Raw genomic sequence first — 23,711 nt, forward strand, 5'->3', positions numbered from 1 at the left:
CCGTGGAGACAGCCGACTTCCAGAGGCTGCTGGCGATCGGAGCGCGCTCGCGCGCATCCGACGTGCACATCACCGCGGACGCGCCACCACTCTTGCGGGTGGATGGGGATCTGGTGCCCGTGCCCGGACACATCGACCCGCTCTCGGCGGATTGGGTGGAGCGCACTGCCTTCGACCTGATGACGGACGTCCAGAGAGCCGAGTTCCTCGAACACGGGGAGGTCGACCTCGCTCACCGCACCGAAGGTATCGGGCGGTTCCGCACAAACGTCTTCCGTCAACTGGGATCGATCGCGATCGCGCTGCGGTACATTCCCGACCGTGTCTACAGCCTCGACGAACTCGGCGCACCGCCGATAGCCCGCGATCTGGCCCTCCGGCCCCGTGGCCTTGTTCTTCTCACCGGACCGACCGGATCCGGCAAGTCGACCACGCTGACGGCGATGCTCGACATCATCAATCAACTGCTCGCGGCGCATATCGTGACGATCGAAGACCCGATCGAATTCCACCACGAGAGCAAGCGCTCTCTGGTCCATCAGCGCGAGGTCGGGCGGGACACGCGGTCGTTCGCCGAAGCGCTGCGCCGCGTGCTGCGCCAAGACCCCGATGTGATCTTCATCGGCGAGCTGCGCGACCCCGAGTCGATTCAGACAGCACTGTCGGCCGCCGAGACCGGACACCTCGTGCTCTCGACGCTGCACACGCAGGGAGCGGCGAAGAGCATCAACCGCATCATCGATGTGTTCGCCGCGGACAAGCAGCATCAGATCCGAACCCAACTCGGTGACACGCTGCAAGGGATCATCAGCCAGACCCTCATGCCGCTCGCGCAGACGAACGGCCGCACCATCGCGACCGAGGTGCTGATCAATACCCCTGCCGTCGCCAACATGATTCGCGAGGGTCAGGTCGCCCAGATCTACTCCGCGATGCAGGCTGGAGCCGAGGTGGGCATGCACACACTCGACCAGGATCTTCGCAGACTCGTGCAGGAGGGAACCATCGCGTTGAACGTGGCTCGCGACTTCGCGAGTGATCCACGCAGTCTCGATGGGGTGCATGTGCGCCCGCGCGATCTCGACGCAGAGGAATGGATGCAGCATGCGGGCGAGTGGCGCCTCGACAGCGCGTCGGATGTCGCTTCAAGCGCTGCCGAGGGGACGGGCGTCGGTATGGGCTCGCGTTTCGGGACCCCGACTGTGAGTGGCCGTGTCGACCCCACGGGGCGTGACATCAGCTGGAACGACTCGAACGGGGAGAGGTGACCATGGCCGCCGTACAGGAGTTCGTCTACCGCGCCATCGACCCGCGAGGCGGGGCGATCGTGCGGGGCTCCATCGAAGCAGCCACCGAGGCTGCGGTGACCGGCAAACTCCGCTCCCAAGGGCTCACACCACTCGAGGTGACCCTCAAATCGAACACCGGCCTCAATCGCGACATCAAGTTGCCCGGTGGCACACGGCACGTCTCCGCGCGCTCCTTGGCGGTTTTCTCGCGCCAGATGTCCGGTCTTCTCAACGCCGGCCTCCCTCTCATGCGAACGTTGACCGTGCTGATCGAGCAGACGACAGACAGGACGCTGCAGCCCGCGCTCATCCAGGTGCAGGCTGACGTCGAGGCCGGATCGTCGTTCTCCGCAGCCCTCGCACGGCATCCCCAGACTTTCCCACCGCTCATGCTCAGCATCGTCAGGGTGGGTGAGTCGGGTGGATTCCTCGGCAGCGCGCTGAAGTCTATTGCGGACAACTACCAACGCGAGGCCGAGCTTCAGAACAAGATCCGGGCGGCGGTGACGTATCCGATCATCGTCCTGATCATCGCCGTGGTCGGCGTCATCGCCATGATCACGTTCGTCGTACCCGTCTTCGAGTCGATGTTCGCAGGAATCGGGTCGTCGCTTCCGCTGCCGACGCAGATTCTGGTGACTCTCTCGAAGAACATGTGGTGGGTCATTCCGCTGCTCGTGGTCGTCGTCCTCGCCCTTGTGATCTGGTATCGAGCCAATAAGCACACGGAGCAGTTCCGAAAGACGGTAGATCCGATCAAGCTGAGAGTGCCCGTCTTCGGGAAGCTGACGACGAAGATTGCCGTGGCGCGCTTCGCCCGAAACCTGTCGATGATGCTCAACGCAGGCGTGCCGATCATCCAGGCGCTCGGCATCGTGGGGCAGGCGTCGAACAACTGGAAGATCGAGCAGGCGGTGCGCGACATTCAGGAGTCGATTAGGCAGGGCCGCTCGTTCGCCGCACCGCTTGCGAAGTCCGGCGTGTTCCCGGCGATGGTGCCGCAGATGGTTTCTGTCGGTGAAGAGTCGGGCACGCTGGTCGACATGCTCGCATCGATCGCCGATTTCTACGAGGACGAGGTGGAGACGGCTACATCGCAGTTGTCTTCGACCATCGAGCCGCTGTTGATCGTGGGTCTCGGCGTGATCATCGGCGGCATGGTGATCTCGCTCTACCTGCCGATCTTCACTTTGTACGCGGAGATCTCGCAGCAGTAATCCGACTTGTCGCGTCGTGCTCGATCGGCGACCGAGCACCGTCACAGAGAGACGCGGAGGACTTCCTCGATCGTGGTCAGCCCCTGGGCGACTTTCGACCACCCATCGTCGCGGAGCGGGATCATGCCCTGCTCCACCGCGGTTTGGCGGATCTCGGTGCCGGTCGCCCGGGTGACGACCAGCGACTCGATCTCGTCGCTGAGCGTCATGATCTCGTGCAGGGCGAGACGGCCGCGGTACCCCGTTCCGCTGCACGACGGGCATCCCACAGCCTTGAAGAGCTGCGGAAGGTCGTGCGGGTCGTGGGGGAACCCGAGCGACGAGAGAACCTCTGTCGGCTCGATGATCGGCTCGCGGCACTTCATGCACAGGCGTCGGGCGAGGCGCTGAGCAATCACAGCTGTCAGTGCGGTCGCGACGAGGAACGGCTCGCATCCGATCTCGGTGAGTCTCGTCAGGGCCGACGGGGCGTCGTTGGTGTGAAGCGTTGAGAGAACGAGGTGCCCGGTGAGTGAGGCTTCAATCGAGATGTTCGCGGTCTCGTGGTCTCGGATCTCACCGACAAGGACGACATCGGGATCGGAGCGAAGGATCGACCGCAGTGCGGTGGCGAACGTGAGACCGGCCCGGTTGTTGACCTGCACCTGATTGATGCCGCCGATGCGGTACTCGACCGGATCCTCGACAGTGATGACGTTGATCTGCGGGTTCGCGATCGATCGAAGAGCGGTATAGAGGCTCGTCGACTTTCCCGAGCCCGTGGGTCCGGTGGCGAGGATCATGCCGTGCGGTCGGGTGATGGCGTCGCGGAAGCGACGCTCATTCGTCGGAGAGAAAAGCAGATCCCGCATCGTCATGACTTGACCGGTGTTGTCGAGAATTCGCATGACGATCTTCTCGCCCCAGACGGTCGGGAGTGTCGCCACGCGGAGATCGACGGTGCGGCCTTCATGCGTCACCGATAGGCGACCGTCCTGAGGCTTGCGCTTCTCGGCGATGTCGATGGACGACATGATCTTCAGGCGCGAGATGATGCCGTCCTGGATCGCGCGGTCGGCCTTCTGCATCTCGTGCAGCACCCCGTCGATGCGGAATCGGACGAGAAGATGCCTCTCGCCTGGCTCGACGTGGATGTCGCTCGCGCGGTCGTTGATCGCCTGGGCGATGAGAAGGTTCACGAACCGGACGATGGGGGCGTCATTGTCCTGCTCGACGAGGTTCTCGGTGAACGACGCGGACGCGGAGTCGCTCGACTCTTCGATCGTGCTGGACAGCTCGCTCAGCTCTTCATCCGACCGCAGAAATCGCTCGAACATGTTCGCCAGCGCGTCCCGGGCGACGACCACCGGCTCGACGAACAGGTCGGTGATGCTGGCGACGTCGTCCAGACCGACGATGTCGGTCGGGTCGATCGTTCCGACGATGAGGCGGTCACCTTTTCGATCGATGGGGATCAGTTGGTACTTCCGGCAGAGGGGGCCGGGAACCAGCGACACGATGCTCGGGTCGAGCGGCAGCTCGCTGAGGTCGATGTAGCGGTGCCCCGTCTGCAGGGCCACAGCCTCGGCGAGTTGCCCCGGAGTGACCAGACGCTGCGCCACGAGGTGCTGCGCCAGCTCGTCGGTGTCGCCGTACTGTCCCAGTGCCGCCGACATCTCGGCGGCGCGCACGGCGCCGGTGAGCACGAGTGTCTGCGCGAGTCCCTTGACCATCTTCGTCGTCCCCGTTCTCGGCACCCAGGCCGAGGCTCCCCTTCGAACGCCGCGCGATTCCCAGTGAGCGCGGCGTAGGTCACATACTACGGGCAGGGCGTCGGTCGGGTGGGGGTCCCGGTACACCGCCGCTGCGCGGCGGCACTCGACCTCCCGAGGGGGGAGGGGCCGGTTAGTCAACCTCCAGGGATAGGTCAAGGGGGCGGCCACGGAATCCCGAGCCCGCGTAACCTGACGGGCATGACGCAGAGTGAGACGGAGGCAACCGGCACCCCCTCGTTGGGCGAGCGCATCGGCGGCATCGTCAAAGCGGTCACGGCCTGGGCGCTGTCCTTGCGCATCGTGCGGGCGTTGCTGCACTACGCCGACCGGCGGGGCGCGCAGCTGGCCGACGCCATCACCTACCGCGCGCTGTTCAGCATCTTCGCGGGAGTCCTGCTCGGCTTCTCGATCGCGGCGCTGTGGCTGGCCGGCAACCCCGAGGCCTGGTCTGCGCTCGTCTCGGCGGTGAGCGCCGCCATCCCGGGGCTCGTCGGCGAAGGCGGCGTGATCGACACGTCGACGATCGGCGCGCCCGCCGGCCTCTCGATCGCCGGCGTCTTCTCGGCCGTCGTGCTCGTCGGTGCGGCCATCGGTGCCATCACGTCGCTGCGCCTGGCCCTGCGCACGCTCGCCGACCAGGTCAGCGACGACGTGCTGTTCATCTGGGTGCTGCTGCGCAACCTCGCCATCGCCGCCGGCATCGGCGTCGCGTTCGCCGTGACCGCGGCGATCACCTGGGCGGCGAGCGCGGGCATCGACATCGTCGCGGGCTGGCTCGGGTTCTCGTCGAACTCGGGGCTCGCGGTGTTCCTGTCGCGCGCGACGGGCGTGGTCGTCATCTTCGCGCTCGACGCCGCCATCATCGCGGTGCTGTTCCGGATGCTGTCAGGACTCAGGCCGACCGCACGACAGCTGTGGCCGGGAGCCCTCATCGGCGCCGTCGGGCTCACGGTGCTGCAGCAGCTGTCGTCGCTGTTCGTCGGCGGTGCCAGCAGCAACCCGCTGTTCACCACCTTCGCGTCGCTCATCGCCCTCTTGCTGTGGATCAACCTGTCGTGCCAGGTGCTGCTCATCGCGAGCGCCTACATCGTCGTCTCGATGAAGAGCGCCAGCGCGCTGCGCGAACCCCCGGCCACCTTCACGGAGCGGCGCGTGCAGCAGGCCGAAGAGCGCGTGCGCATCGCCACCGAAGAGCTGCGCACCGCGCGTCTGAAGGCCTACGAAGAAGAGAAGTCATGACCCAGACGGTTCCGGTGTACAACGCGGCGACGGTGCGCGAGGCCGAACGGCCCCTGCTCGAAGCCGGCGACCCCCTCATGGCGCGCGCGGCGGCGGCCCTCGCAGCGATCGTGCAGGAGTTCATCGACGAGATCCGGTCGGTCGCGCTCGCCGCGCCGCCGGCCTCGGTGCTCGTGCTCGCAGGCAGCGGCGACAACGGAGGCGACGCCCTGTTCGCGGCATCCGCTCTGCAGAACGCGCGCGTCGACGTGCTGTCGACCGGCGCGCACATCCACGCCGCCGGACTCGGGGCAGCGGTCGCGGTGGGCGCGCGCACCGTCGACCTGCCCGAGGTGCGGGATGCCGCGGCAACCTACGACCTCGTGCTCGACGGCATCCTGGGCATCGGCGGATCGGCGGGGCTGCGCGGCATCGCACGGGAGGCCGTCGCGGCGCTGCTGCCGGCGGTGGTGACAGGGCATCCGAGGGTGATCGCCGTCGATCTGCCCAGCGGGGTCGACCCCGACACCGGCGAGGCCGACGAGGTCGTGCTGCCGGCCACGGTCACGGTGACCTTCGGCGCGCTCAAGGCGGGGCTCGCGGGCGGCCGCGGGCCGGAACTCGCCGGCGACGTGGTGCTCGCCGACATCGGCCTGTCGCTCGACCGCGCGGAAGCGGTGGGAGAGGCATCCGTCGACCGCGTGGTGTAGGCCGCACCCGGCGTGACGTCCGCCGACGCCGCCCCCTGTGTCGAGCGCACCGGAATGCACGGTTCTGCGCCAAGACCGTGCCGCTTCGTCAGTGCGGCGAGGGCCCGCGCATACGGTGGGATGCGTGACGGCGAAGACCACGATGACGGCCTCGACAGCAACCCCATCCGGCTGGCGCCGGTTCTGGAACAACGGCGGCTGGTGGAAGGCGCTCGCGCTCGCGGTCGGCTACTGGGTGGTCTATCAAGGCATCGGGATGCTGCTGAACCTGGTGCTCGGCACCTTCAAGACCAGCGGCGGGCTGTTCGCCAGCGCCCAGAACCTGCTGATCGGCCAGGTGCTTCCGGTGCTGCTGGCCGGCGGGGTCATGCTGCTGGTCGCGTGGTCGTTCGGCTGGCTGAAGGAGCTCTTCGCACGCCAGCCCATCGGCGGGCGGTGGTGGATGTGGATCGCCGTGATCGTGGTGCTCGGCTTCAACGCCGTGCGCTACGCCACCGTCGACTATGCCGCGTTCGGTCTCGACGTCGTGCTCCTCACCCTCTTCCTCGGGGTGTGCGTCGGCTTCACCGAGGAACTCGTCTGCCGCGGCTTCGCCGTTCAGCTGCTGCGGCGGCGCGGCTACGGCGAGTGGGCGGTCGCGGCGCTGTCGTCGGCGCTGTTCGCGATGCTGCACGCCGGGAACTACATCGGCACCACCGCGCTGCTGCCCCTGGTCGTGGTGGTCGTGTACGCGTTCTTCTTCGGCGTGCTCATGTACCTCACCATGCGGGTCACCGGCAGCATCGTGTGGGCGATGGTGCTGCATGCGACGACCGACCCGAGCGTCCTGCTGCTGACCGGCGCGATCGACACGCAGGGTCAGGCCGGCAGCCCCGGTCCACTGCTCGACGTCGCGAACCTCGCGAACCCCGCCGTCATCCTCGTCGGTATCGTTCTGCTGATCTTCATCCGCGGCAGAGTTGGCCGCGCGCACTACGGCCTGCCAGAGTCGAAGGCATCAGGGCCTGCCGCATCCGTCGCCTGAGACGCCGGCGCGGGCCCGCCTCACCGAACAGGAGCGCGCCATGGACGTCACGATCTCAGCAGGACCCGCCTTCGCAATGGGAACAGTCACCCTGCCGCCGGGCGGATCGGTGCGGGTCGAAGCGGGCGCGATGGCGATGACGCGCGGCGACATCCGCATCGAGACGTCGGCGGGCGGCGGGTTCCTCAAGGGTCTGCGTCGCACGTTCGGCGGATCGAGCTTCTTCGTGAACGACTTCCATTCCGACCGCGGCGGGCAGGTCGGGGTCTCGGCCACACTGCCGGGCGACATGGCGAAGGTCGCCATCGACAGCAGCCGGCCGCTGCTGGTGCAGTCGGGTTCGTGGAGTGCATCCGACCCCGGCGTCGACGTCGACTCGAAGTGGGGTGGCGCGAAGGGATTCTTCAGCGGTGCCGGGCTGGTGCTGCTGCGCTGCACGGGGCAGGGGGAACTGCTGCTGTCGACGTACGGTGCGATCGTGCCGGCCGACCTCGCCGCGGGTGAGACCATGACCGTCGACAACGGCCACGTCGTCGCCTTCGACGAGGCCGTCCAGTACAAGGTGCGCAAGGCCGGCAGCTGGAAGTCGACCATCCTCGGTGGCGAAGGCCTGGTCGCCGAGTTCACCGGTCCGGGTCGCGTGTGGATGCAGACGCGCTCGACGGCCGACCTGATCTCGTGGATCCAGCAGGTCAACCCGCAGGAGACCTCGAACTCCTAGGGAGTGCAGCGCTCGCCGCTCCATCGCGGAGGACCCCCAGTGGCGGCGAGCGCTGCGAAGCCGGGAGGCCCCAACCATCGGCTTAGCGGACGATGTCGTCCGTTAAGCGCATTGTAGTCCTCACACCGCGTAAAGGAAAGAGCATATATGCGGATGAGTGCGTCCGCGACGAATCTCGCTAGGGTGGGCCGCTGGACTTCGGTTCAGGCAACACAGGGGGATTGAGCAATGAGAGCGGATGCCGTCGCGAATCGGGAGAAGCTGCTGGACGCAGCGTCGGAGCTGTTCGCGGATGCCGGTATCGAAGCGCCGATGCACCTGATCGCCGAGCGCGCCGACGTGGGTGTGGGCACGCTGTATCGGCACTTCGAGGATCGGGATGCCGTCATCATCGGCCTGTGCACACGTCTGCTCGGCCGTTTCAACGAGGCGGGGCGCCTCGCCGCCGACCAGCCCACCGGGTGGGATGCGATCGTCACCTACATCGACGCGACGACGGCGATGTACTTCGACTTCCGCTGGCTGGCCGACGCGATCGAGCGTGTGCGGCAGATCACCCCCGGCGACGTGCAGGCCGAGTCCGAAGTCGAGGCGCAGGTGGCACGCGCAAAGGACGAGGGCACGCTGCGCCCCGACGTCACCGTGATCGACCTCAGCTTGATCCCGCCGATGCTCGGCGCCCTCGTGCGGCTTCCCGAGCCGGTGCGGGCCATGATGCTGGCCCGCCAGCGCAGCCTCATCCTCGACGCGCTGCGTCCCGAGGGCGCTGAGCGACCCGCGATCGGCGGGTACCCGGTGACGATCCAGGAGTTCCAGCGGCACATCGGCCGCCCCGGCGCGTAGCCGTATACCTGGCGAACGGGAGCGGCGCTCGGACACCGAGACGTCGCCGGGGGCGGTGACTTCGTCGAGGAAGCGACCGGCAGCGACGAGCCCAGAGGCGGTGGCATCGCGTCGGTGCGTGACGGCCATGTAAAGACTTCGTTCCGGGTGGCCGCCACGGTCAATCGGGGGGTGCGCGGCTCGGTACGCTCGTACCCGTGCCCGACGCCTCACTCGCACCCGACGACGCCACTCCGACGCAGCCGCGCGCCGCGACGCATCCGCTCGCCATCGCCCCCGTGCCCTCGCCGCCGAGCTCGGTCGACGGGTTCGTCAAGCAGTTCCTGCTGAACCTCAACTTCGACCGTGGCGTGGCCCTGTCGGAGTCGTCGGTGACCGACCAGTACTTCGCCCTCGCCTACACGGTGCGCGACTACCTGATGGCCCGCTGGCTCGAAGACCAGAAGCGCCAGCGCGACACCCAGGCGAAGGGCGTCTGCTACCTGTCGGCCGAGTACCTGCTGGGCCGACAGCTCGACAACAACCTGCTCGCGTCGCGCCTGACCGACGTCGCGAGCGAGGCGATGGCGCAGTGCGGCATCGACATCGAGGCGCTGCGCGCCGAAGAGGTCGAGCCCGGCCTCGGCAATGGCGGTCTCGGCCGACTGGCCGCGTGTTTCATCGACTCGCTCGCCACGATGAGCGTGCCCAACATCGGGTACGGCATCCGCTACGAGTACGGCATCTTCCGCCAGACCTTCGTCGACGGTCAGCAGGTCGAGCAGCCCGATGCGTGGCTCACGTACGGCAACCCGTGGGAGTTCCCGCACCCCGAGGCCGCGCAGACGATCTGGTTCGGCGGCTACACCGAGACGTACGACGACGGGGGAGTGACCCGCAGCCGGTGGATCCCGGGCTGGAGCGTCGTCGCGGTGCCCTACAACTACATGGTGCCCGGCTATCACAACGGCCGCGTCAACACGCTGCGGCTGTGGAGCGCCGGCGCGACGAGCTCGTTCGACCTGCGCGAGTTCAACTCGGGCGACTACCAGGAAGCCGTGCGCGCCCAGGTCTTCGCCGAGAACATCTCCAAGGTGCTCTACCCCGAAGACTCCACGCCGCAGGGCAAGGAGCTGCGCCTGCAGCAGCAGTACTTCTTCTGCGCGGCATCCATCCGCGACTTCCTCGACAACGTGCTGCCCGAGGGCTTCGATCTCGAACGCCTGCCCGAGCGGGTCATCTTCCAGCTCAACGACACGCATCCGGTCATCGCGGTGCCCGAGTTCATGCGCATCCTCGTCGATGAGCGGGGCATGGAGTGGGATGCCGCCTGGGCGCTCACCCAGCAGTGCTTCGCGTACACGTGCCACACGCTGCTGCCCGAGGCGCTCGAGGTGTGGTCGGTCGACCTGCTCGGTCGCCTGCTGCCGCGGCACCTCGAGATCATCTACCGCATCAACGAGGAGTTCCTGCTCGAGGTGCGCGAGAAGTTCGGCGACGACGAGATGCGCATCCGCAACATGTCGATCATCTCCGAGTTCCCGCAGCGGTCGGTGCGGATGGCGTACCTCGCCACCGTCGCCGGCGCCAAGGTCAACGGCGTCGCCGAGCTTCACTCGCAGCTGCTGCGCGACAAGGTGCTGCCCGATTTCAGCGAGTTCTATCCGGACAAGTTCACCAACGTCACCAACGGCGTCACGCCTCGGCGATTCATCCGGCTCGCCAACCCGGCCTTGGCCGACCTCATCACCGAGGCGCTTGGTGCCGGGTGGACCGTCGACCTCGAGCGACTGAGGGGACTGGAAGCCCACGCCGAAGACCCCGAGTTCCGCGCGCGGTTCGCCGAGGTCAAGGCCGCCAACAAGCGGCGGCTGAGCGAGGTGCTGTGGCACCGCGACCGGTTCGAGGTCAGCGACGGCCACCTGCTCGACGTCATGGTCAAGCGCCTGCACGAGTACAAGCGGCAGATGCTGAAGCTGCTGCACATCGTGACGCTGTACGAGCGGGTCGCGTCGGGCCGCGTCGCGGCATCCGACCTCACCCCGCGCACCTTCATCTTCGGCGCCAAAGCGGCCCCCGGCTACGACATGGCCAAGCGCATCATCCACCTCATCAACTCGGTGGGCTCGGTCGTCAACGCCGACCCCGTGCTCGAGGGCCGGCTGAAGGTGCTGTTCCCGCCGAACTACAACGTCACCCTCGCCGAGCGGGTCATCCCCGCCGCCGACCTGTCCGAGCAGATCTCGCTCGCCGGCAAGGAGGCATCCGGCACGGGGAACATGAAGTTCGCGCTCAACGGCGCGCTCACGATCGGCACCGACGACGGGGCCAACGTCGAGATCCGCGAACTGGTCGGCGACGACAACTTCTTCCTTTTCGGTCAGACCGAGCCCGAGGTCGAGGCGCTGTGGGCGCGCGGCTACCGCCCGGCGGAGTTCTACCGCGAGAACGACGACCTGCGCCGCGCGATGGACCTCATCGCGTCGGGCGCCTTCTCGGGCGGCGATCGCAGCGTGTTCGAGCCGATCATGTCGAACCTGCTGTACGACGACCGGTTCATGGTGCTCGCCGACTACGCGTCGTACATCGATGCGCAGGAGCGGGTCGACGCGGCCTACCAGGACCAGGACGCCTGGACCCGCTCGGCGATCCTCAACGTGGCCCGCTGCGGCTTCTTCTCGTCGGACCGCTCGATGCGCGACTACATCGACCGGATCTGGCACACTCCGCCCGCCCCGGCCTGAGGTCGCTCGGCCGCGCGAGGCGTGCCGAACTCCTGAGATTCGGCGGGTTCGATGCCGTCCCGGTGGAATCCGGGCGATGTGCGGCCCGAATCTCAGGAGTTGGGCACGCGGCGGGCCGGCTACCGGGCGTAGCGCTCGACGAAACGGCGCAGGATGCCGCCGGTGTGGGCCACCGGGGCCGCCCGGACGGCGGCCAGGGTGAGCTCGAGCTCACCGGCGCCGAAATAGCCGTGGTCGGCGTAGGCGTGGATGCGGGTGGTGATGCCGTCGACGTCGAGCTCAGGATGGAACTGGGTCGCATACACGTGGGTGCCCACGCGGAACATCTGCACGGGGCATCCCGGCGACGATGCCAGCAGCGTCGCCGACGCCGGCAGCTGCGAGATCGCCTCTTTGTGGCCGACGAAGGCGCCGAAGGTGCGTGGCATCCCCGCCAGCAGCGGGTCGCACGCCCCCGCCTCGCTGAGCGTCACGGGCACGACGCTGATCGGCTCGCGGTGGGTCGAGTCGATGCGGGCCCCCTGATGCGCACCCAGGGTGCCGATGCCGTAGCAGGCGCCCAGGAACGGGAAGTCGCGGGCGACGACCTCGTCGAGCAGATCGGCGAACTCGGCTTCGACCCGGCGCTGCACGGCCGACTTCTTCTCGAGGGGATCGGACGCGTTGAACGGACCGCCGCCGACGAAGATCCCCGACAGCTCGTCGAGGTCGAGTGCGGGCATCGGCCCGGACTCGAGGCGCACGCGTCGCAGCTGCTCGGGCTCGAGGCCGCTGTAGCGCAGGAAGAGCTCGTACTCCTCGTCGGCCGGAAGGTCCTCGGCGCGCGTGGCGAGGAGGACGAACGGCTTCACGGATCGAGGATACCCGGATGCCGCGGTGCTGCCGTCCGCGCGCCCCCCTCCGGGCTAGGCTTTCCCCTGGGAGGCTCACATGGCCATTGCACGACTGCAGGGAGGCCCGCTCGACGGGCAGGTCCTGCCCCTCGAAGACGGCGCCGACGACCGGCTCATCGTTCCCTACGGTGAGGGGCAGCTCGTCTACGAGCGCGCCGGCGAAGCGATCCACACCGGCGACCACGATGGGCCGACCGAGAACCGCTTCGTCTACCTCGAGGCGACCGAAGACATCAACCCCGACCCCGACGGCCGGGACGAGTGAGTGGCATCCGACCCCTCTGAGGCCTCCGGCTCCGAGCCGGTGCGGTCGGTCGAGATCGAGCTGAAGTTCGATGTCGACGACGACACACCGCTGCCCGACTGGTCGGGGATGCCGGGAGTGGCATCCGTCGACGACGGCGAGGTGCGCGAGCTCGACGCCCGCTACCTCGACACCCCCGAGCTCACCCTCGGCTACGCCGGGTACGCGCTTCGGCGTCGTCGCGGCGGCCCCGACGAGGGGTGGCACATCAAGGGTCCGCGGATCGACGGTGCACGCGTCGAGCTCGGCTGGCCGCTCGGCACCGACGATGAAGACGTACCCGAGGCGGTGCGTGCCGCGGTCGCCCACGTGACGGATGCCGCTCTCGGCGACATCGCGCGCATCCGCAACCACCGCACGGCGTTCGCGTTGCGGGACGCCACCGGGGCTCTGGTCGCCGAGTTCGTCGACGACCACGTCACCGCCGTCGACGTCCGCACCGGCATCGAGCGCGCGTGGCGCGAATGGGAGCTGGAGCTGGGCCCCGCCGCCCCTGCCGACCGACCCTCGCGGGTGGCGTTCTTCGACGCGGCGGCAGACGCGGTCACGGCGGCCGGGGGCCGACCCGCGGCATCGCTTTCGAAGCTCGGCCGCGCCCTCGGGTACTGAGCGCGCTTCGTCTCGCTGCGCTCGCTCAGCGACCTGGCCGCACGCCCCGCGCGCGACCGCTGCTGTTTCGTGCGAGTGCTACCGCGAGATGTGGCGCAGTCGCGCGTCAAAGATTGATCATGTGGCCGACGAGGCCGTGGAAGCCCTCCTGCAGCGCCTCGGACAGCGTCGGGTGCGTGTGCACGTTCCGGGCGGCCTCGAGAGCGGTGAGGTCCCACTTCTGGGCGAGGGTGAGCTCGGGCAGCAGCTCCGACACGTCGGGGCCGATGAGATGCCCGCCCAGCAGCTCGAGGTGCTCGCCGTCGGCGATGAGCTTCACGAATCCGACCGGCTCACCCAGGCCGTTGGCCTTGCCGTTCGCCGAGAACGGGAACTTCGCGACCTTGACGTCGTACCCGGCCTCGCGGGCCTGCGCCTCAGTCAGGCCGAACGACGCGACCTGCGGCGAGCAGAACGTCGCCCGCGGCATCATGCGGTAATCGCCCAACGCCATGGTCTCGGCGCCGGCGATCGTCTCGGCGGCCACGACACCCTGCGCCTCGGCCACGTGGGCCAGCTGGAGCTTGGCGGTGACGTCGCCGATGGCGTAGATGTGCGGCACCGAGGTGTGCATGAACTCGTCGATCTCGATCGCGCCGCGGTCGCTCACCGCGACGCCGGTGTTCTCGAGTCCGAAGCCCTCCACGTTCGGCGCGAAGCCGATCGACATCATGACCTTGTCGGCCTCGATGGACTGCGACTCGCCGCCGCCTGCGGGGGAGTACGTGACGGTGACCTTGTCACCCGAGTCGGTGACGGTCTCGACCTTTGTCGAGGTGAGGATGTCGACGCCGTACTTCTTGTACTGGCGTGCGATCTCCTTCGAGACCTCCGCGTCCTCATTGGGCAGTGCCCGGTCGAGGAACTCGATGATCGTGACCTTCACCCCGTAGTTCGTCATGACGAAGGCGAACTCCATGCCGATCGCGCCGGCACCGACGATGACGATCGAGCCGGGCAGGTCGCGCGCGAGGATCTGCTCTTCGTAGGTGACGATGTTGCCGCCGGCGGTGACCCCGGGAAGCATCCGCACCTTCGAGCCGGTGGCGATGATCGCATTGTCGAAGGTGACGGTCTCGGTCGCGCCGTCGGCCTTCTTCACCTCGATGGTGTTGGCATCGACGAACGAACCGCGACCCTCGTACTCGGTCACCTTGTTCTTCTTCATCAGGTAGTGGATGCCCTTGACGTGCGTCTCGGCCACCTTGCGGCTGCGGTCCCACGCGACGCCGAAGTCGAACGACACGTCGCCCGAGATGCCGAACAGATCGGCCTTGTGCAGCACCTGATGCGCGAGGTCGGCGTTCTTCAGCAGCGCCTTGGAGGGGATGCACCCCACGTTGAGGCAGACACCGCCCCAGTACTTCTCTTCGATGATGGCGACCGACTGGCCGAGCTGGGCGGCACGGACGGCCGCGACGTACCCGCCGGGGCCCGCGCCGAGGATGACGACGTCGTAGTGAGGCATGACTGAAAGCCTATCGCCCGGTGCCGGGCTCGGATCCGCCGGATGCCGGTCCCGAGCCGCCGTCGGAGGCGCCGCCGGCGTTCCCGTCGGCGGCGCGCGCCGAGCCGGTCGGCGACGTGTTCGGACCCATCGCGGCCTTGCCGTGGTCGCTGGCCTGCGCAAGAGCCTTCTCGCGGTTGGAACGCGACACCATGAGGTAGGTCACGCCGGCGGCGAGCGCGAGCGCGCCGATGATCGCGAGTGCCCAGGGCCACCACGCATCGCCCTCGCCGCCGGCGGGAACCGGGGTCTCGGTCGGGGTCGGCTCCACCGTCTCGGTGGGCGTCGGCTCGGGGCTCTGCGTGGGTGCGGTCGTCTCGGTGGGGCTCGCCGTGGGCGCGGGGGCGTCGACCGTGAACTCGAACTCGCCCGAGATCGGGTGGCCGTCCGACGAGACGACCTTCCACAGCACGGTCACCGCGCCCGAGGCCGTGCCCTCGAGTGGCTGCGTGAGCACGGTGTCCTGCACCGACAGGTCGCCTGCCGTCAGCGAGGTGCCCGCGGCATCCGTCACCTGCACCTCGGATGCGCCGTCCTCGGTCGAGATCAGTCCGCTGAAGGTGAGTGTCAGTTCGGACGGCAGCGCGTCGACGGTGGAGTCCGCCGCGGGCGAGGAGCCGATCAGCTCGTCATGGGCGAACGCGGGCGAGGCCGGGAGCACCAGTGCGACGGCCGCGAACAGGGCGGCGGCGAGCACGGCGACAAGGCGGGGGGAGCGGTGCGGGAGGATGCCGGAAGTCGTCACCCCTCGAGCCTAAAGCCCGCTGTATCGCAACGCCCAGCCGAGGTCTAGCATGGCCCGCAGGCGGGTGACCCTGCCCGTCGTTCGGGAACGCGGAACCGGAACGGAGACGGGGATGGACGCGATGATGATGGGCGCGATGTCGAAGGACACGATGGCGATGCCCGGGATGGACGCCATGGACATGGCGCTCCTCGAAGCCTGCATGGATGCGTGCGCGGCCTGCGAGCAGGCGTGCACGGTGTGCTCGACGCAGATGATGTCGTGCAGTCCGGCGTGCATGAACTGCGCCGACATGTGCAACACGATGATGCGGGCGATGCTGCGGATGCAGGGGATGACCCCGGCGTCGATGATGGCGATGCTCGACGCGTGCATCGCGATGTGTCAGACCTGCATGGACGAGTGCATGGAGCACGCCGATCACAGCGAGGTCTGCCGCATGTGCGCCGAGTCGTGCAAGGCGTGCATGGATGCCTGCACGGCGGTGCGCGAGTCGATCATGGCGATGGGCTGAGCCGGCCCGGCAGGTCAGCCCGGCAGGCCTCGATACACGCGCTTCGCGCGCACTCGACCTTGCGTCGCTCCCGCGTCAACGCCGCTGCGCGGCATTGCCCCGGGCCGACGCAACATTCCAGCGGCGGCCGTCGGCGTCGAGCACGTCGTAGCGCTCGTGCCACGCGACCGGCAGCCCCGGCGTGGCCGCCGCCGCTGCGCCCGCTCCGCTCCACACCGTCACGGCGTCGCCATCGTCGAACCGCCGCAGCACGATGACCCCGGTGCGGGGGTCGGATGCCTCGACGAGGGCGTCCGTCCACTCCGACGGCGTCGCCCGCGCGAGCCGTGCCTGGATGAGGTGCAGCGCGTGCCCGGGTGCGTAGGACGAGCACCGCCCGCCGTGCACGCACATGCACACCGGGCGCTCCCGCACCTCGGCGGGCGTCTGGTGGTGCTGCGGGCTCGACATCTGGGGCTCCTCGGTCGTCGGACGGGCGTGCGTCGCGGTACGGTTGGAGGCCACGCTAGGCGGACGCGCCGACCGAGGCATCCCGTGCGTCACGGAGCGAAACATCGCGACGGTGCGCCGCCTCGCGAGGGGGACGACCGGGGACCAAAACGAGGGTTCCGTGAGACAGTCGATCGGCTAGGCTTGCTGGCCAGAGGAGGACCACGTGGACGAGAACGGTCGACCTGAACCGGACGACATCCGCCGCGGCGCCGCAGCCGACGAGCCGGGGGCCTCCGACCGGGGCAGTGACACCACGCAGACGTTCGGGCACGACTCCGACCTCTCGTTCGTCCCCTTCGGCAGCGACCTCAACGAGGCGGAGCTCGACGCGATTGAGGCCCTCCCGACCGGCGCAGCCCTGCTGCTGGTGCGCTCGGGTCCGACCGCCGGCGCCCGCTACCTGCTCGACACCGACGTGACGACCGTCGGGCGGCATCCCGAAGCCGACATCTTCTTCGACGACGTGACCGTCTCGCGCCGTCACGCCGAGATCACCCGCACGGGCACGGCCTTCGAACTCGTCGACCAGCGCTCGCTCAACGGGACGTACGTCAACGGCGAACGCGCCGACCGTGCCTCGCTCAGCAACGGTGCCGAGGTGCGCATCGGCAAGTTCCGATTGAACTTCTTCGTCTCGCCCGCCGACCTGCTCCAGGCGGCGGACGGCTGATGCCGGGGGCATCCGCCCGCGAACGGTCCTCGTCCGCGGGTCTTCTGAGTATCGGCCAGGTGCTGGCGCGCCTGTCGCCCGAGTTCCCCACGCTCACCTCGAGCAAACTGCGGTTCCTCGAGGTGCAGGGGATCGTCACCCCGCACCGCACCGAGTCGGGATACCGCAAGTTCTCGCAGGACGACCTCGACCGTCTGCGCCTCGCCCTCACTCTGCAGCGCGATCACTACCTGCCGCTCGTGGTCATCCGCGAGTACCTCGAAGACCTCGATGCCGGCCGCGACCCGGCGACACCGGTGGCCGTGCCGCCGCCGTCGATCGTGCCGGCCCCGCGCCGGTATCGCCGTGAAGAGCTGCTGTCGGCCTCGGGTGCCGCACCGCAGCTGCTCAACGACGCGATCAGCACCGGCATCCTCTCGGGTGCCGAGACGTACCCCGAGCAGGCGGTCACCCTGCTGCGGGCGCTGGTCGCGCTCGACCGCCACGGCATCGAGCCGCGCCATGTGCGGGCACTGCGTCAGAGCGCCGAGCGCGATGTGGCCCTCATCGAGTCGGCGCTGTCGCCGCTGCTGCGCCGGACGGATGCCGCTGCCCGCGGCCGTGCGGGCGAGCTCGCGCCCGAGCTGGCCCGGCGGCTCGAAGAGGTGCGGTCGATTTTCGTGCAGACCGCACTCGACAAGTTGATGCCCTAGTGGCATCCGCGCTCCGGTCGCTCTCACCTCGTCCCACCCACCAGCCGAGCGGACGAGAATGCACGTGTTCTGCGGCGTGTCGCGGGCAACTTCGTCCGCTCGACGGGAGTGGCCGGGGTTGCGAGGGCGCGACACGCCGAAGCCGCAGGGCCGGATGTCGTTGCCCGAGGCGCCGGGCTCATCTAGCGTGGAAGAACCGGATCCGGAGGGGGGATGGCAGTGACTGCCCATGACGCCGTGAACGACCGGCCGTTCGTCGCCGATCTCCTCTTCACCGACGGCTTGCCCGCGATGGACGACGAGGTCGGCTACCGCGGCGCCGTCGCCGCACGCGCCGCCGGGATCACCTACCGCCAGCTCGACTACTGGGCTCGCACCGAGCTCGTCGAACCGACCGTCCGCGGTGCCAGCGGGTCGGGATCGCAGCGCCTCTACGGCTTCCGCGACATCCTCGTGCTCAAGCTCGTCAAGCGTCTGCTCGACACCGGCATCTCCCTGCAGCAGATCCGCACCGCGGTCGAGCAGCTGCGTGCCGCCGGCATCCGCGATCTGGCCGGCACCACCCTCATGAGCGACGGCGCCTCGGTCTATCTGTGCACGTCGAACGACGAGGTGATCGACCTCATCAGCCGCGGTCAGGGCGTCTTCGGCATCGCCGTCGGCAACGTGCTGCGCGAGGTCGAGTCCACGCTCGTCGAGTTCGATCCGCAGGCGCCCGACGCCCTCGACGAGCTCGCCGCCCGCCGCGCCGCCCGCACCGCGTAGCCGTCGCCCGGGCCGGGACGCGCGCCCCAGGCGGGGTTCGGGGCGCATTTCCGACCTTGGGGCGTGAAGCACCGCGCCCCAAGACAGCGAACGCGCCCCAAACCGCGCGGTGTCGGTCCCGGACCGGGTGCTACGCGCGGACCTCGCCGGGGGTGGGGATGCGGCCGGTGCGCATGACCCGGTCGAGCAGCGAGTCGAAGTCGGCCGCGAGTTCCTGAGCCGAGTCTCCCGGCCAGATGTGCAGCGGCTTGGCCGCGCCCTGGGCCTGCTGCAGCGACGTGCGCTCGGGAAGCTGCGGCGAGAGCACCAGCGGGCCGAACATATCGCGCAGCTCTTTGATGCGGAACTGGTGCTCGATCGACTGCGGGCGCACGCGGTTGACGACGATGCCGAGCGGCTGCAGGCGCGGCGACAGGCCGCGGCGGATCTCTTCGATCGCCCGCAGCGCGCGGTCGGCGGCCGCCACCGAGAACAGGCCGGGCTCGGTGACGACGATGACTCGGTCGGATGCCGCCCATGCCGTTCGGGTGAGGGCGTTCAGCGACGGCGCGCAGTCGATCAGCACCAGGTCGTACTCGGACTCGATGGTCGCGAGGGCCTCTTCGAGCTTCCACACGTCGCGCACCGACGGATGCGGTCCGTCGAAGTTGATCGCCGAGGGGCTGCCGATCAGGACGTCGATCGTGCCGGGGTGCACCTTCACCCAGCCGCTCGAGGTGATCGCCTGGCGCACGACTTTCTCGCGCGGATTGCCGAGCACATCGGCGATGTTGAGGCGTCCGGCGACCTGGATGTCCATACCGGTCGAGACGTCGGACTGCGGGTCGAGGTCGACCACGAGGGTGCGCACGCCTCGCGCGAAGGCCGCCGACGCCAGTCCGAGCGTCACGGTGGTCTTGCCGACACCGCCCTTGAGCGAGCTCACCGAGAGTACGTGCACAAGCGACTACGTTACCGTCCCCTAGGCTGAGAGCACACTCAGCCCGCTCCAGTGACGCCCAGCGAGGTCCTGCATGTTCACGAAGATTCTGGTCGCCAACCGCGGAGAGATCGCCATCCGGGCGTTCCGCGCCGCTTTCGAACTCGGTGCGCGCACCGTCGCGGTCTTCCCGTTCGAGGATCGCGGATCCCTGCACCGACAGAAGGCCGACGAGTCCTACCAGATCGGCGAGGAGGGGCATCCGGTCCGCGCCTATCTCGACGTCGACGAGATCATCCGCGTCGCCAAGCAGGCCGGCGCCGATGCGATCTACCCGGGGTACGGATTCCTCTCCGAGAACCCGGAGCTGGCCGAGAAGGCGGCCGCGAACGGCATCGTCTTCATCGGCCCGCCCGCCAACGTGCTCGAGATGGCGGGCAACAAGGTCACCGCCAAGCAGCACGCGATCGCAGCCGGCGTCCCCGTGCTGCGCTCGACCGAGGCATCCGACGACGTCGACGGCCTCGTCGCCCAGTCCGACGACATCGGCTTCCCGATCTTCGTCAAGGCCGTCGCCGGCGGCGGCGGGCGCGGGATGCGGCGCGTCGAGACCAAGCACGAGCTCGCGCCTGCGATCGCCGAGGCCATGCGCGAAGCCGGCAGCGCCTTCGGCGACCCGCGCGTGTTCCTGGAGCAGGCCGTGCAGCGCCCCCGCCACGTCGAGGTTCAGGTGCTCGCGGATGCCACCGGCCACACCGTGCACCTGTTCGAGCGCGACTGCTCGGTGCAGCGCCGCCACCAGAAGGTGATCGAGATCGCCCCGGCGCAGAATCTCGACGACGACGTGCGCGAGGCCCTGCACCGCCATGCCGTCGCCTTCGCCGAATCGATCGGCTACGTCAACGCCGGCACCGTCGAGTTCCTGCTCGAGACCGCAGGTCCGCGCACCGGCGAGATCGTCTTCATCGAGATGAACCCGCGCATCCAGGTCGAGCACACCGTGACCGAGGAGGTCACCGACGTCGACCTCGTGCAGTCGCAGATGCGCATCGCCGCGGGTGCCACCCTCGACGAGCTGGGCCTCGCGCAGGAGCGGATCCACCTGCGCGGCGCCGCCCTGCAGTGCCGCATCACCACCGAGGACCCGTCGCAGGGCTTCCGCCCCGACACCGGCCGCATCACCACCTACCGCTCGCCCGGCGGCGGCGGCGTGCGGCTCGACGGCGGCACGACGGCGGCGGGCTCGCAGATCAGCCCCCACTTCGACTCGATGCTCGCGAAGCTCACGTGCCGCGGGCGCGACTTCCCGGCCGCGGTCGCGCGCGCCGAGCGGGCGCTCGCCGAGTTCCGCATCCGCGGGGTGTCGACCAACATCCCGTTCCTGCGCGCCGTGCTCGCCGACCCGGCGTTCGTCGCGGGAGACATCAGCACCTCGTTCATCGACGAGCGGCCCGAACTGCTCACCAGCAACCCGTCGCGCGACCGGGCGACGAAGCTGCTGAACTGGCTCGCCGACGTCACGGTGAACCGTCCGTACGGCGAGAAGCCCATTCAGGTCTCGCCCGGCAGCAAGCTGCCCGACATCGATCTGACGACGCCGGTGCCCGCCGGCAACCTCGACCGCCTGCGCGAATTGGGGCCGGCCGGGTTCGCCCGCGCGCTGCGCGAGCAGACCGCTCTCGCCGTCACCGAGACCACGTTCCGCGACGCGCACCAATCGCTGCTGGCCACGCGCGTGCGCACACGCGACCTGACGCGCATCGGCCCGCATCTCGCGCGCATGACGCCGCAGCTGCTGTCGGTCGAGGCGTGGGGCGGTGCGACCTACGACGTCGCACTGCGCTTCCTCGCCGAAGACCCGTGGGAGAGACTCGAGGCGCTGCGCGCAGCGATGCCCAACGTCCCGATCCAGATGCTGCTGCGCGGGCGCAACACCGTCGGCTACACGCCGCGTCCGGTCGAGGTGACGGATGCCTTCGTTCGCGAGGCCGCGGCCACCGGCGTCGACATCTTCCGGATCTTCGACGCACTCAATGACGTGTCGCAGATGCGGCCGGCGATCTCGGCGGTGCTCGAGACCGGCACCGCGGTGGCCGAGGTGGCCATGTGCTACACGAGCGACCTGCTCGACCCGGCCGAGAAGCTGTACACGCTCGACTACTACCTGCACCTCGCCGATGAGATCGTCGCGGCCGGCGCGCACATCCTCGCGATCAAGGACATGGCGGGCCTGCTCCGGCCGGCCGCCGCCGCGAAGCTCGTGAGCGCCCTGCGCGAGCGCTTCGATCTGCCGGTTCACGTGCACACGCACGACACCGCGGGCGGACAGCTCGCGACCCTGCTCGCCGCGAGCGCTGCGGGGGCGGACGCCGTCGATGCGGCGGCTGCGCCGATGTCGGGCACCACCAGCCAGCCCTCGCTCTCGGCCTTGGTGGCAGCGCTCGCCCACACCGACCGCGACACCGGCATCGACCTGCAGGCCGTCGCCGACCTCGAGCCGTACTGGGAGGCCGTGCGCCACCTGTACCGCCCGTTCGAGTCGGGCCTGCCGGGACCCACCGGTCGCGTGTACCACCACGAGATCCCGGGCGGTCAGCTGTCGAACCTGCGTCAGCAGGCGATCGCGCTCGGACTCGCCGACCGCTTCGAGAAGATCGAGGACATGTACGCGGCCGCCGATCGCATCCTCGGCCGCATCCCCAAGGTCACGCCGTCGTCGAAGGTCGTCGGCGATCTCGCCCTGGCGCTCGTCGCCGCCGACGCCGACCCTGCGGACTTCGAGGAGAACCCGCAGAACTACGACATCCCCGACTCGGTGGTCGGGTTCATGGCGGGCGAGCTCGGCGACCTGCCGGGGGGATGGCCCGAACCGTTCCGCTCGAAGGTGCTCGCCGGCCGGAACGTCTCGATCGACATCGTGCCGATCAGCGATCAGGAGCGCGACGCGCTGGAGGCGGATGCCGCCACCCGTCGCCGCGCGCTGAATCGCCTGCTGTTCCCCGGTCCCGCGAAAGAGTTCGAGACCATGCGTGAGACGTACGGCGACCTGTCGGCGCTCGGCACCCCCGACTACCTCTACGGGCTGCTGCCCGGCGAGGAGCACGTCGCCGAGATCGACCCGGGCGTGCAGCTGTACGTCGGCCTCGAGGCCATCGGCGAGGCCGATGCCAAGGGCATGCGCACGGTGATGACCACGCTCAACGGTCAGCTTCGGCCCGTGTTCGTGCGCGACCGGTCGATCACCGTCGAGACCCGCGCCGTCGAGAAGGCGGACACCTCGAAGCCGGGGCAGATCGCCGCGCCCTTCTCGGGTGCGGTCACCGTGAAGGTCTCGGTCGGCGACGCCGTGGAGGCCGGGCAGGCGGTCGCGTCGATCGAGGCGATGAAGATGGAAGCGGGCATCACGTCTCCCGTGGACGGAGTGGTCGAGCGGATCGTGGTCGACGGGACCGCACAGGTCGACGCCGGCGACCTTTTGGTCGTCGTCCGTGCCGCCCAGTAGCCTGGAGAGCGGCCATCCGGCCGACTCCTGATCCCTGGGGGGACCCTCTGTGACGTCAGACCGACCCGACGACCTGCCGCAGGACACCGGCGAGCACGGTGTGCTCGACGACACCGGCAGCGTCGAGACCACCGGCATCCCGCTCATCGGCGGCGGTACCGCGCACGTCAGTGTGGCGATGCCCGGTGCCGAGCACGACGACGACCTCGACGACGACGTGACCGGCGACGAGTTCGCGTACGAACTGCCGGCCGACCTCGAGGCGGGCTCGTCCATCGACGGCGGCCCGGTCTTCGACGAGCACCCGGCCGACCATCCCGAGCACGTGACCGAGCCTGAGAGCGAGTTCGAGCCGGCGGCCGAGCCCGAGCCCGAGCCGGCCGCCGAGAGCGAGCCCGAGGTCGCGCCGAGCGCTCCGGATGCCGCGGCATCCACCCCGTACGCGTGGTGGCGCACAGACCTGTCGGCGCCGCGTCGAACCTCGCCCGTGTCGAACGACGAGCCGGCCGTGAGCGTCGGCCCCGAGACCGCCGAGGGCGAGATCATCGATGACGAGCCGGC

General features: G+C 69.0%; 21 protein-coding genes and 1 pseudogene. 16 read left to right on the forward strand and 6 right to left on the reverse strand.

The features are described from left to right. Nucleotides 1–2 precede the first annotated feature (2 nt). Both ABD663_RS00890 and ABD663_RS00895 read left to right on the forward strand, forming a co-directional pair. A complete protein-coding gene (locus tag ABD663_RS00890; protein WP_344735949.1) occupies nt 3–1,268 on the forward strand; it encodes a type IV pilus twitching motility protein PilT in 1,266 nt (421 codons plus the stop codon). Between the two features lie 2 nt (nt 1,269–1,270). Continuing rightward, nucleotides 1,271–2,506 carry a type II secretion system F family protein gene (locus tag ABD663_RS00895; protein WP_344735950.1) on the forward strand — a complete coding sequence of 412 codons (1,236 nt, stop codon included), beginning with the start codon at nt 1,271–1,273 and terminating at the stop codon, nt 2,504–2,506. A 41-nt stretch (nt 2,507–2,547) separates the two neighbouring features. Here ABD663_RS00895 and ABD663_RS00900 read toward each other — a convergent pair whose 3' ends face one another. After that, on the reverse strand, nt 2,548–4,218 hold the full coding sequence (locus tag ABD663_RS00900; protein ID WP_344735951.1) for a GspE/PulE family protein: 1,671 nt from the start codon (nt 4,216–4,218) through the stop codon (nt 2,548–2,550). A 240-nt stretch (nt 4,219–4,458) separates the two neighbouring features. Between ABD663_RS00900 and ABD663_RS00905 the strand changes: the two genes are divergently transcribed. From ABD663_RS00905 to ABD663_RS00930, 6 genes are all read left to right on the forward strand, one after another. Next, the gene (locus tag ABD663_RS00905; RefSeq protein WP_344735952.1) at nt 4,459–5,499 is read left to right on the forward strand and encodes a YihY/virulence factor BrkB family protein; all 1,041 of its coding nucleotides are present in this window, start codon (nt 4,459–4,461) and stop codon (nt 5,497–5,499) included. Next, a complete protein-coding gene (locus tag ABD663_RS00910) occupies nt 5,496–6,188 on the forward strand; it encodes an NAD(P)H-hydrate epimerase (RefSeq protein WP_344735953.1) in 693 nt (230 codons plus the stop codon). The genes ABD663_RS00905 and ABD663_RS00910 overlap by 4 nt, the downstream gene beginning before the upstream one ends. A 124-nt stretch (nt 6,189–6,312) precedes the next feature. Continuing rightward, the gene (locus ABD663_RS00915) at nt 6,313–7,212 is read left to right on the forward strand and encodes a CPBP family intramembrane glutamic endopeptidase (RefSeq protein WP_344735954.1); all 900 of its coding nucleotides are present in this window, start codon (nt 6,313–6,315) and stop codon (nt 7,210–7,212) included. Between the two features lie 40 nt (nt 7,213–7,252). Further along, nucleotides 7,253–7,933: a TIGR00266 family protein gene (locus ABD663_RS00920; RefSeq protein ID WP_344735955.1), complete on the forward strand. Its 681-nt coding sequence runs from the start codon at nt 7,253–7,255 to the stop codon at nt 7,931–7,933. Between the two features lie 228 nt (nt 7,934–8,161). Next, nucleotides 8,162–8,776 carry a TetR/AcrR family transcriptional regulator gene (locus ABD663_RS00925; RefSeq protein ID WP_344735956.1) on the forward strand — a complete coding sequence of 205 codons (615 nt, stop codon included), beginning with the start codon at nt 8,162–8,164 and terminating at the stop codon, nt 8,774–8,776. A gap of 197 nt (nt 8,777–8,973) precedes the next feature. After that, entirely contained in the window at nt 8,974–11,499 is a 2,526-nt protein-coding gene (locus ABD663_RS00930; protein ID WP_425561744.1) for a glycogen/starch/alpha-glucan phosphorylase, read from the forward strand. A gap of 119 nt (nt 11,500–11,618) precedes the next feature. Here ABD663_RS00930 and ABD663_RS00935 read toward each other — a convergent pair whose 3' ends face one another. After that, nucleotides 11,619–12,350 (reverse strand): glutamine amidotransferase, encoded by a 732-nt coding sequence (locus tag ABD663_RS00935; RefSeq protein WP_344735957.1) that lies wholly within the window; start codon nt 12,348–12,350, stop codon nt 11,619–11,621. A gap of 79 nt (nt 12,351–12,429) precedes the next feature. Between ABD663_RS00935 and ABD663_RS00940 the strand changes: the two genes are divergently transcribed. Together ABD663_RS00940 and ABD663_RS00945 are read left to right on the forward strand one after the other, a co-directional pair. Beyond that, complete coding sequence (locus ABD663_RS00940; RefSeq protein ID WP_344735959.1) at nt 12,430–12,657, forward strand: response regulator; 228 nt, start codon at nt 12,430–12,432, stop codon at nt 12,655–12,657. Further along, nucleotides 12,658–13,305, forward strand: a complete 648-nt coding sequence (locus ABD663_RS00945; protein WP_344735960.1) for a CYTH domain-containing protein — start codon at nt 12,658–12,660, stop codon at nt 13,303–13,305. A gap of 106 nt (nt 13,306–13,411) precedes the next feature. Here the strand turns inward: ABD663_RS00945 and lpdA are convergent, their stop codons facing one another. Together lpdA and ABD663_RS00955 are read right to left on the reverse strand one after the other, a co-directional pair. Beyond that, nucleotides 13,412–14,812, reverse strand: coding sequence for a dihydrolipoyl dehydrogenase (gene lpdA, locus ABD663_RS00950; RefSeq protein ID WP_344735961.1), 1,401 nt, complete (start codon nt 14,810–14,812; stop codon nt 13,412–13,414). Nucleotides 14,813–14,822: 10 nt separating this feature from the next. Continuing rightward, the gene (locus ABD663_RS00955; protein ID WP_344735962.1) at nt 14,823–15,596 is read right to left on the reverse strand and encodes a copper resistance CopC family protein; all 774 of its coding nucleotides are present in this window, start codon (nt 15,594–15,596) and stop codon (nt 14,823–14,825) included. Nucleotides 15,597–15,708: 112 nt separating this feature from the next. Between ABD663_RS00955 and ABD663_RS00960 the strand changes: the two genes are divergently transcribed. Continuing rightward, entirely contained in the window at nt 15,709–16,110 is a 402-nt protein-coding gene (locus ABD663_RS00960; RefSeq protein ID WP_344735963.1) for a four-helix bundle copper-binding protein, read from the forward strand. A gap of 75 nt (nt 16,111–16,185) precedes the next feature. Here ABD663_RS00960 and ABD663_RS00965 read toward each other — a convergent pair whose 3' ends face one another. Then, on the reverse strand, nt 16,186–16,560 hold the full coding sequence (locus tag ABD663_RS00965) for a hypothetical protein (RefSeq protein ID WP_344735964.1): 375 nt from the start codon (nt 16,558–16,560) through the stop codon (nt 16,186–16,188). Between the two features lie 205 nt (nt 16,561–16,765). Between ABD663_RS00965 and ABD663_RS00970 the strand changes: the two genes are divergently transcribed. From ABD663_RS00970 to ABD663_RS00980, 3 genes are all read left to right on the forward strand, one after another. Then, nucleotides 16,766–17,272 (forward strand): FHA domain-containing protein, encoded by a 507-nt coding sequence (locus tag ABD663_RS00970; protein ID WP_344735965.1) that lies wholly within the window; start codon nt 16,766–16,768, stop codon nt 17,270–17,272. Continuing rightward, nucleotides 17,272–17,964, forward strand: a complete 693-nt coding sequence (gene ftsR / locus ABD663_RS00975) for a transcriptional regulator FtsR (protein ID WP_344735966.1) — start codon at nt 17,272–17,274, stop codon at nt 17,962–17,964. The genes ABD663_RS00970 and ftsR overlap by 1 nt, the downstream gene beginning before the upstream one ends. 213 nt (nt 17,965–18,177) lie before the next feature. Continuing rightward, nucleotides 18,178–18,729 (forward strand): MerR family transcriptional regulator, encoded by a 552-nt coding sequence (locus tag ABD663_RS00980; protein WP_344735967.1) that lies wholly within the window; start codon nt 18,178–18,180, stop codon nt 18,727–18,729. Between the two features lie 130 nt (nt 18,730–18,859). Here the strand turns inward: ABD663_RS00980 and ABD663_RS00985 are convergent, their stop codons facing one another. Then, nucleotides 18,860–19,669, reverse strand: a complete 810-nt coding sequence (locus ABD663_RS00985) for a ParA family protein (protein ID WP_344735968.1) — start codon at nt 19,667–19,669, stop codon at nt 18,860–18,862. Nucleotides 19,670–19,742: 73 nt separating this feature from the next. Here ABD663_RS00985 and ABD663_RS00990 point away from each other — a divergent pair, with 73 nt between their 5' ends. Beyond that, nucleotides 19,743–23,150 carry a pyruvate carboxylase gene (locus ABD663_RS00990; RefSeq protein WP_344735969.1) on the forward strand — a complete coding sequence of 1,136 codons (3,408 nt, stop codon included), beginning with the start codon at nt 19,743–19,745 and terminating at the stop codon, nt 23,148–23,150. Between the two features lie 49 nt (nt 23,151–23,199). Further along, nucleotides 23,200–23,711, forward strand: a pseudogene (locus ABD663_RS00995) (hypothetical protein); the annotation flags it as partial.

The organism is Microbacterium awajiense (assembly GCF_039536545.1).
In the GTDB taxonomy this organism is placed as follows: Bacteria; Actinomycetota; Actinomycetes; order Actinomycetales; family Microbacteriaceae; genus Microbacterium; species Microbacterium awajiense.

Coding starts and splice junctions, on each gene's coding strand:
- ABD663_RS00895 (WP_344735950.1), top strand. CDS start 1,271: ATGGCCGCCGTACAGGAGTTCGTCTACCGCGCCATCGACCCGCGAGGC.
- ABD663_RS00900 (WP_344735951.1), bottom strand. CDS start 4,218: ATGGTCAAGGGACTCGCGCAGACACTCGTGCTCACCGGCGCCGTGCGC.
- ABD663_RS00905 (WP_344735952.1), top strand. CDS start 4,459: ATGACGCAGAGTGAGACGGAGGCAACCGGCACCCCCTCGTTGGGCGAG.
- ABD663_RS00910 (WP_344735953.1), top strand. CDS start 5,496: ATGACCCAGACGGTTCCGGTGTACAACGCGGCGACGGTGCGCGAGGCC.
- ABD663_RS00920 (WP_344735955.1), top strand. CDS start 7,253: ATGGACGTCACGATCTCAGCAGGACCCGCCTTCGCAATGGGAACAGTC.
- ABD663_RS00925 (WP_344735956.1), top strand. CDS start 8,162: ATGAGAGCGGATGCCGTCGCGAATCGGGAGAAGCTGCTGGACGCAGCG.
- ABD663_RS00940 (WP_344735959.1), top strand. CDS start 12,430: ATGGCCATTGCACGACTGCAGGGAGGCCCGCTCGACGGGCAGGTCCTG.
- lpdA (WP_344735961.1), bottom strand. CDS start 14,812: ATGCCTCACTACGACGTCGTCATCCTCGGCGCGGGCCCCGGCGGGTAC.
- ABD663_RS00960 (WP_344735963.1), top strand. CDS start 15,709: ATGGACGCGATGATGATGGGCGCGATGTCGAAGGACACGATGGCGATG.
- ABD663_RS00965 (WP_344735964.1), bottom strand. CDS start 16,560: ATGTCGAGCCCGCAGCACCACCAGACGCCCGCCGAGGTGCGGGAGCGC.
- ftsR (WP_344735966.1), top strand. CDS start 17,272: ATGCCGGGGGCATCCGCCCGCGAACGGTCCTCGTCCGCGGGTCTTCTG.
- ABD663_RS00980 (WP_344735967.1), top strand. CDS start 18,178: ATGGCAGTGACTGCCCATGACGCCGTGAACGACCGGCCGTTCGTCGCC.
- ABD663_RS00990 (WP_344735969.1), top strand. CDS start 19,743: ATGTTCACGAAGATTCTGGTCGCCAACCGCGGAGAGATCGCCATCCGG.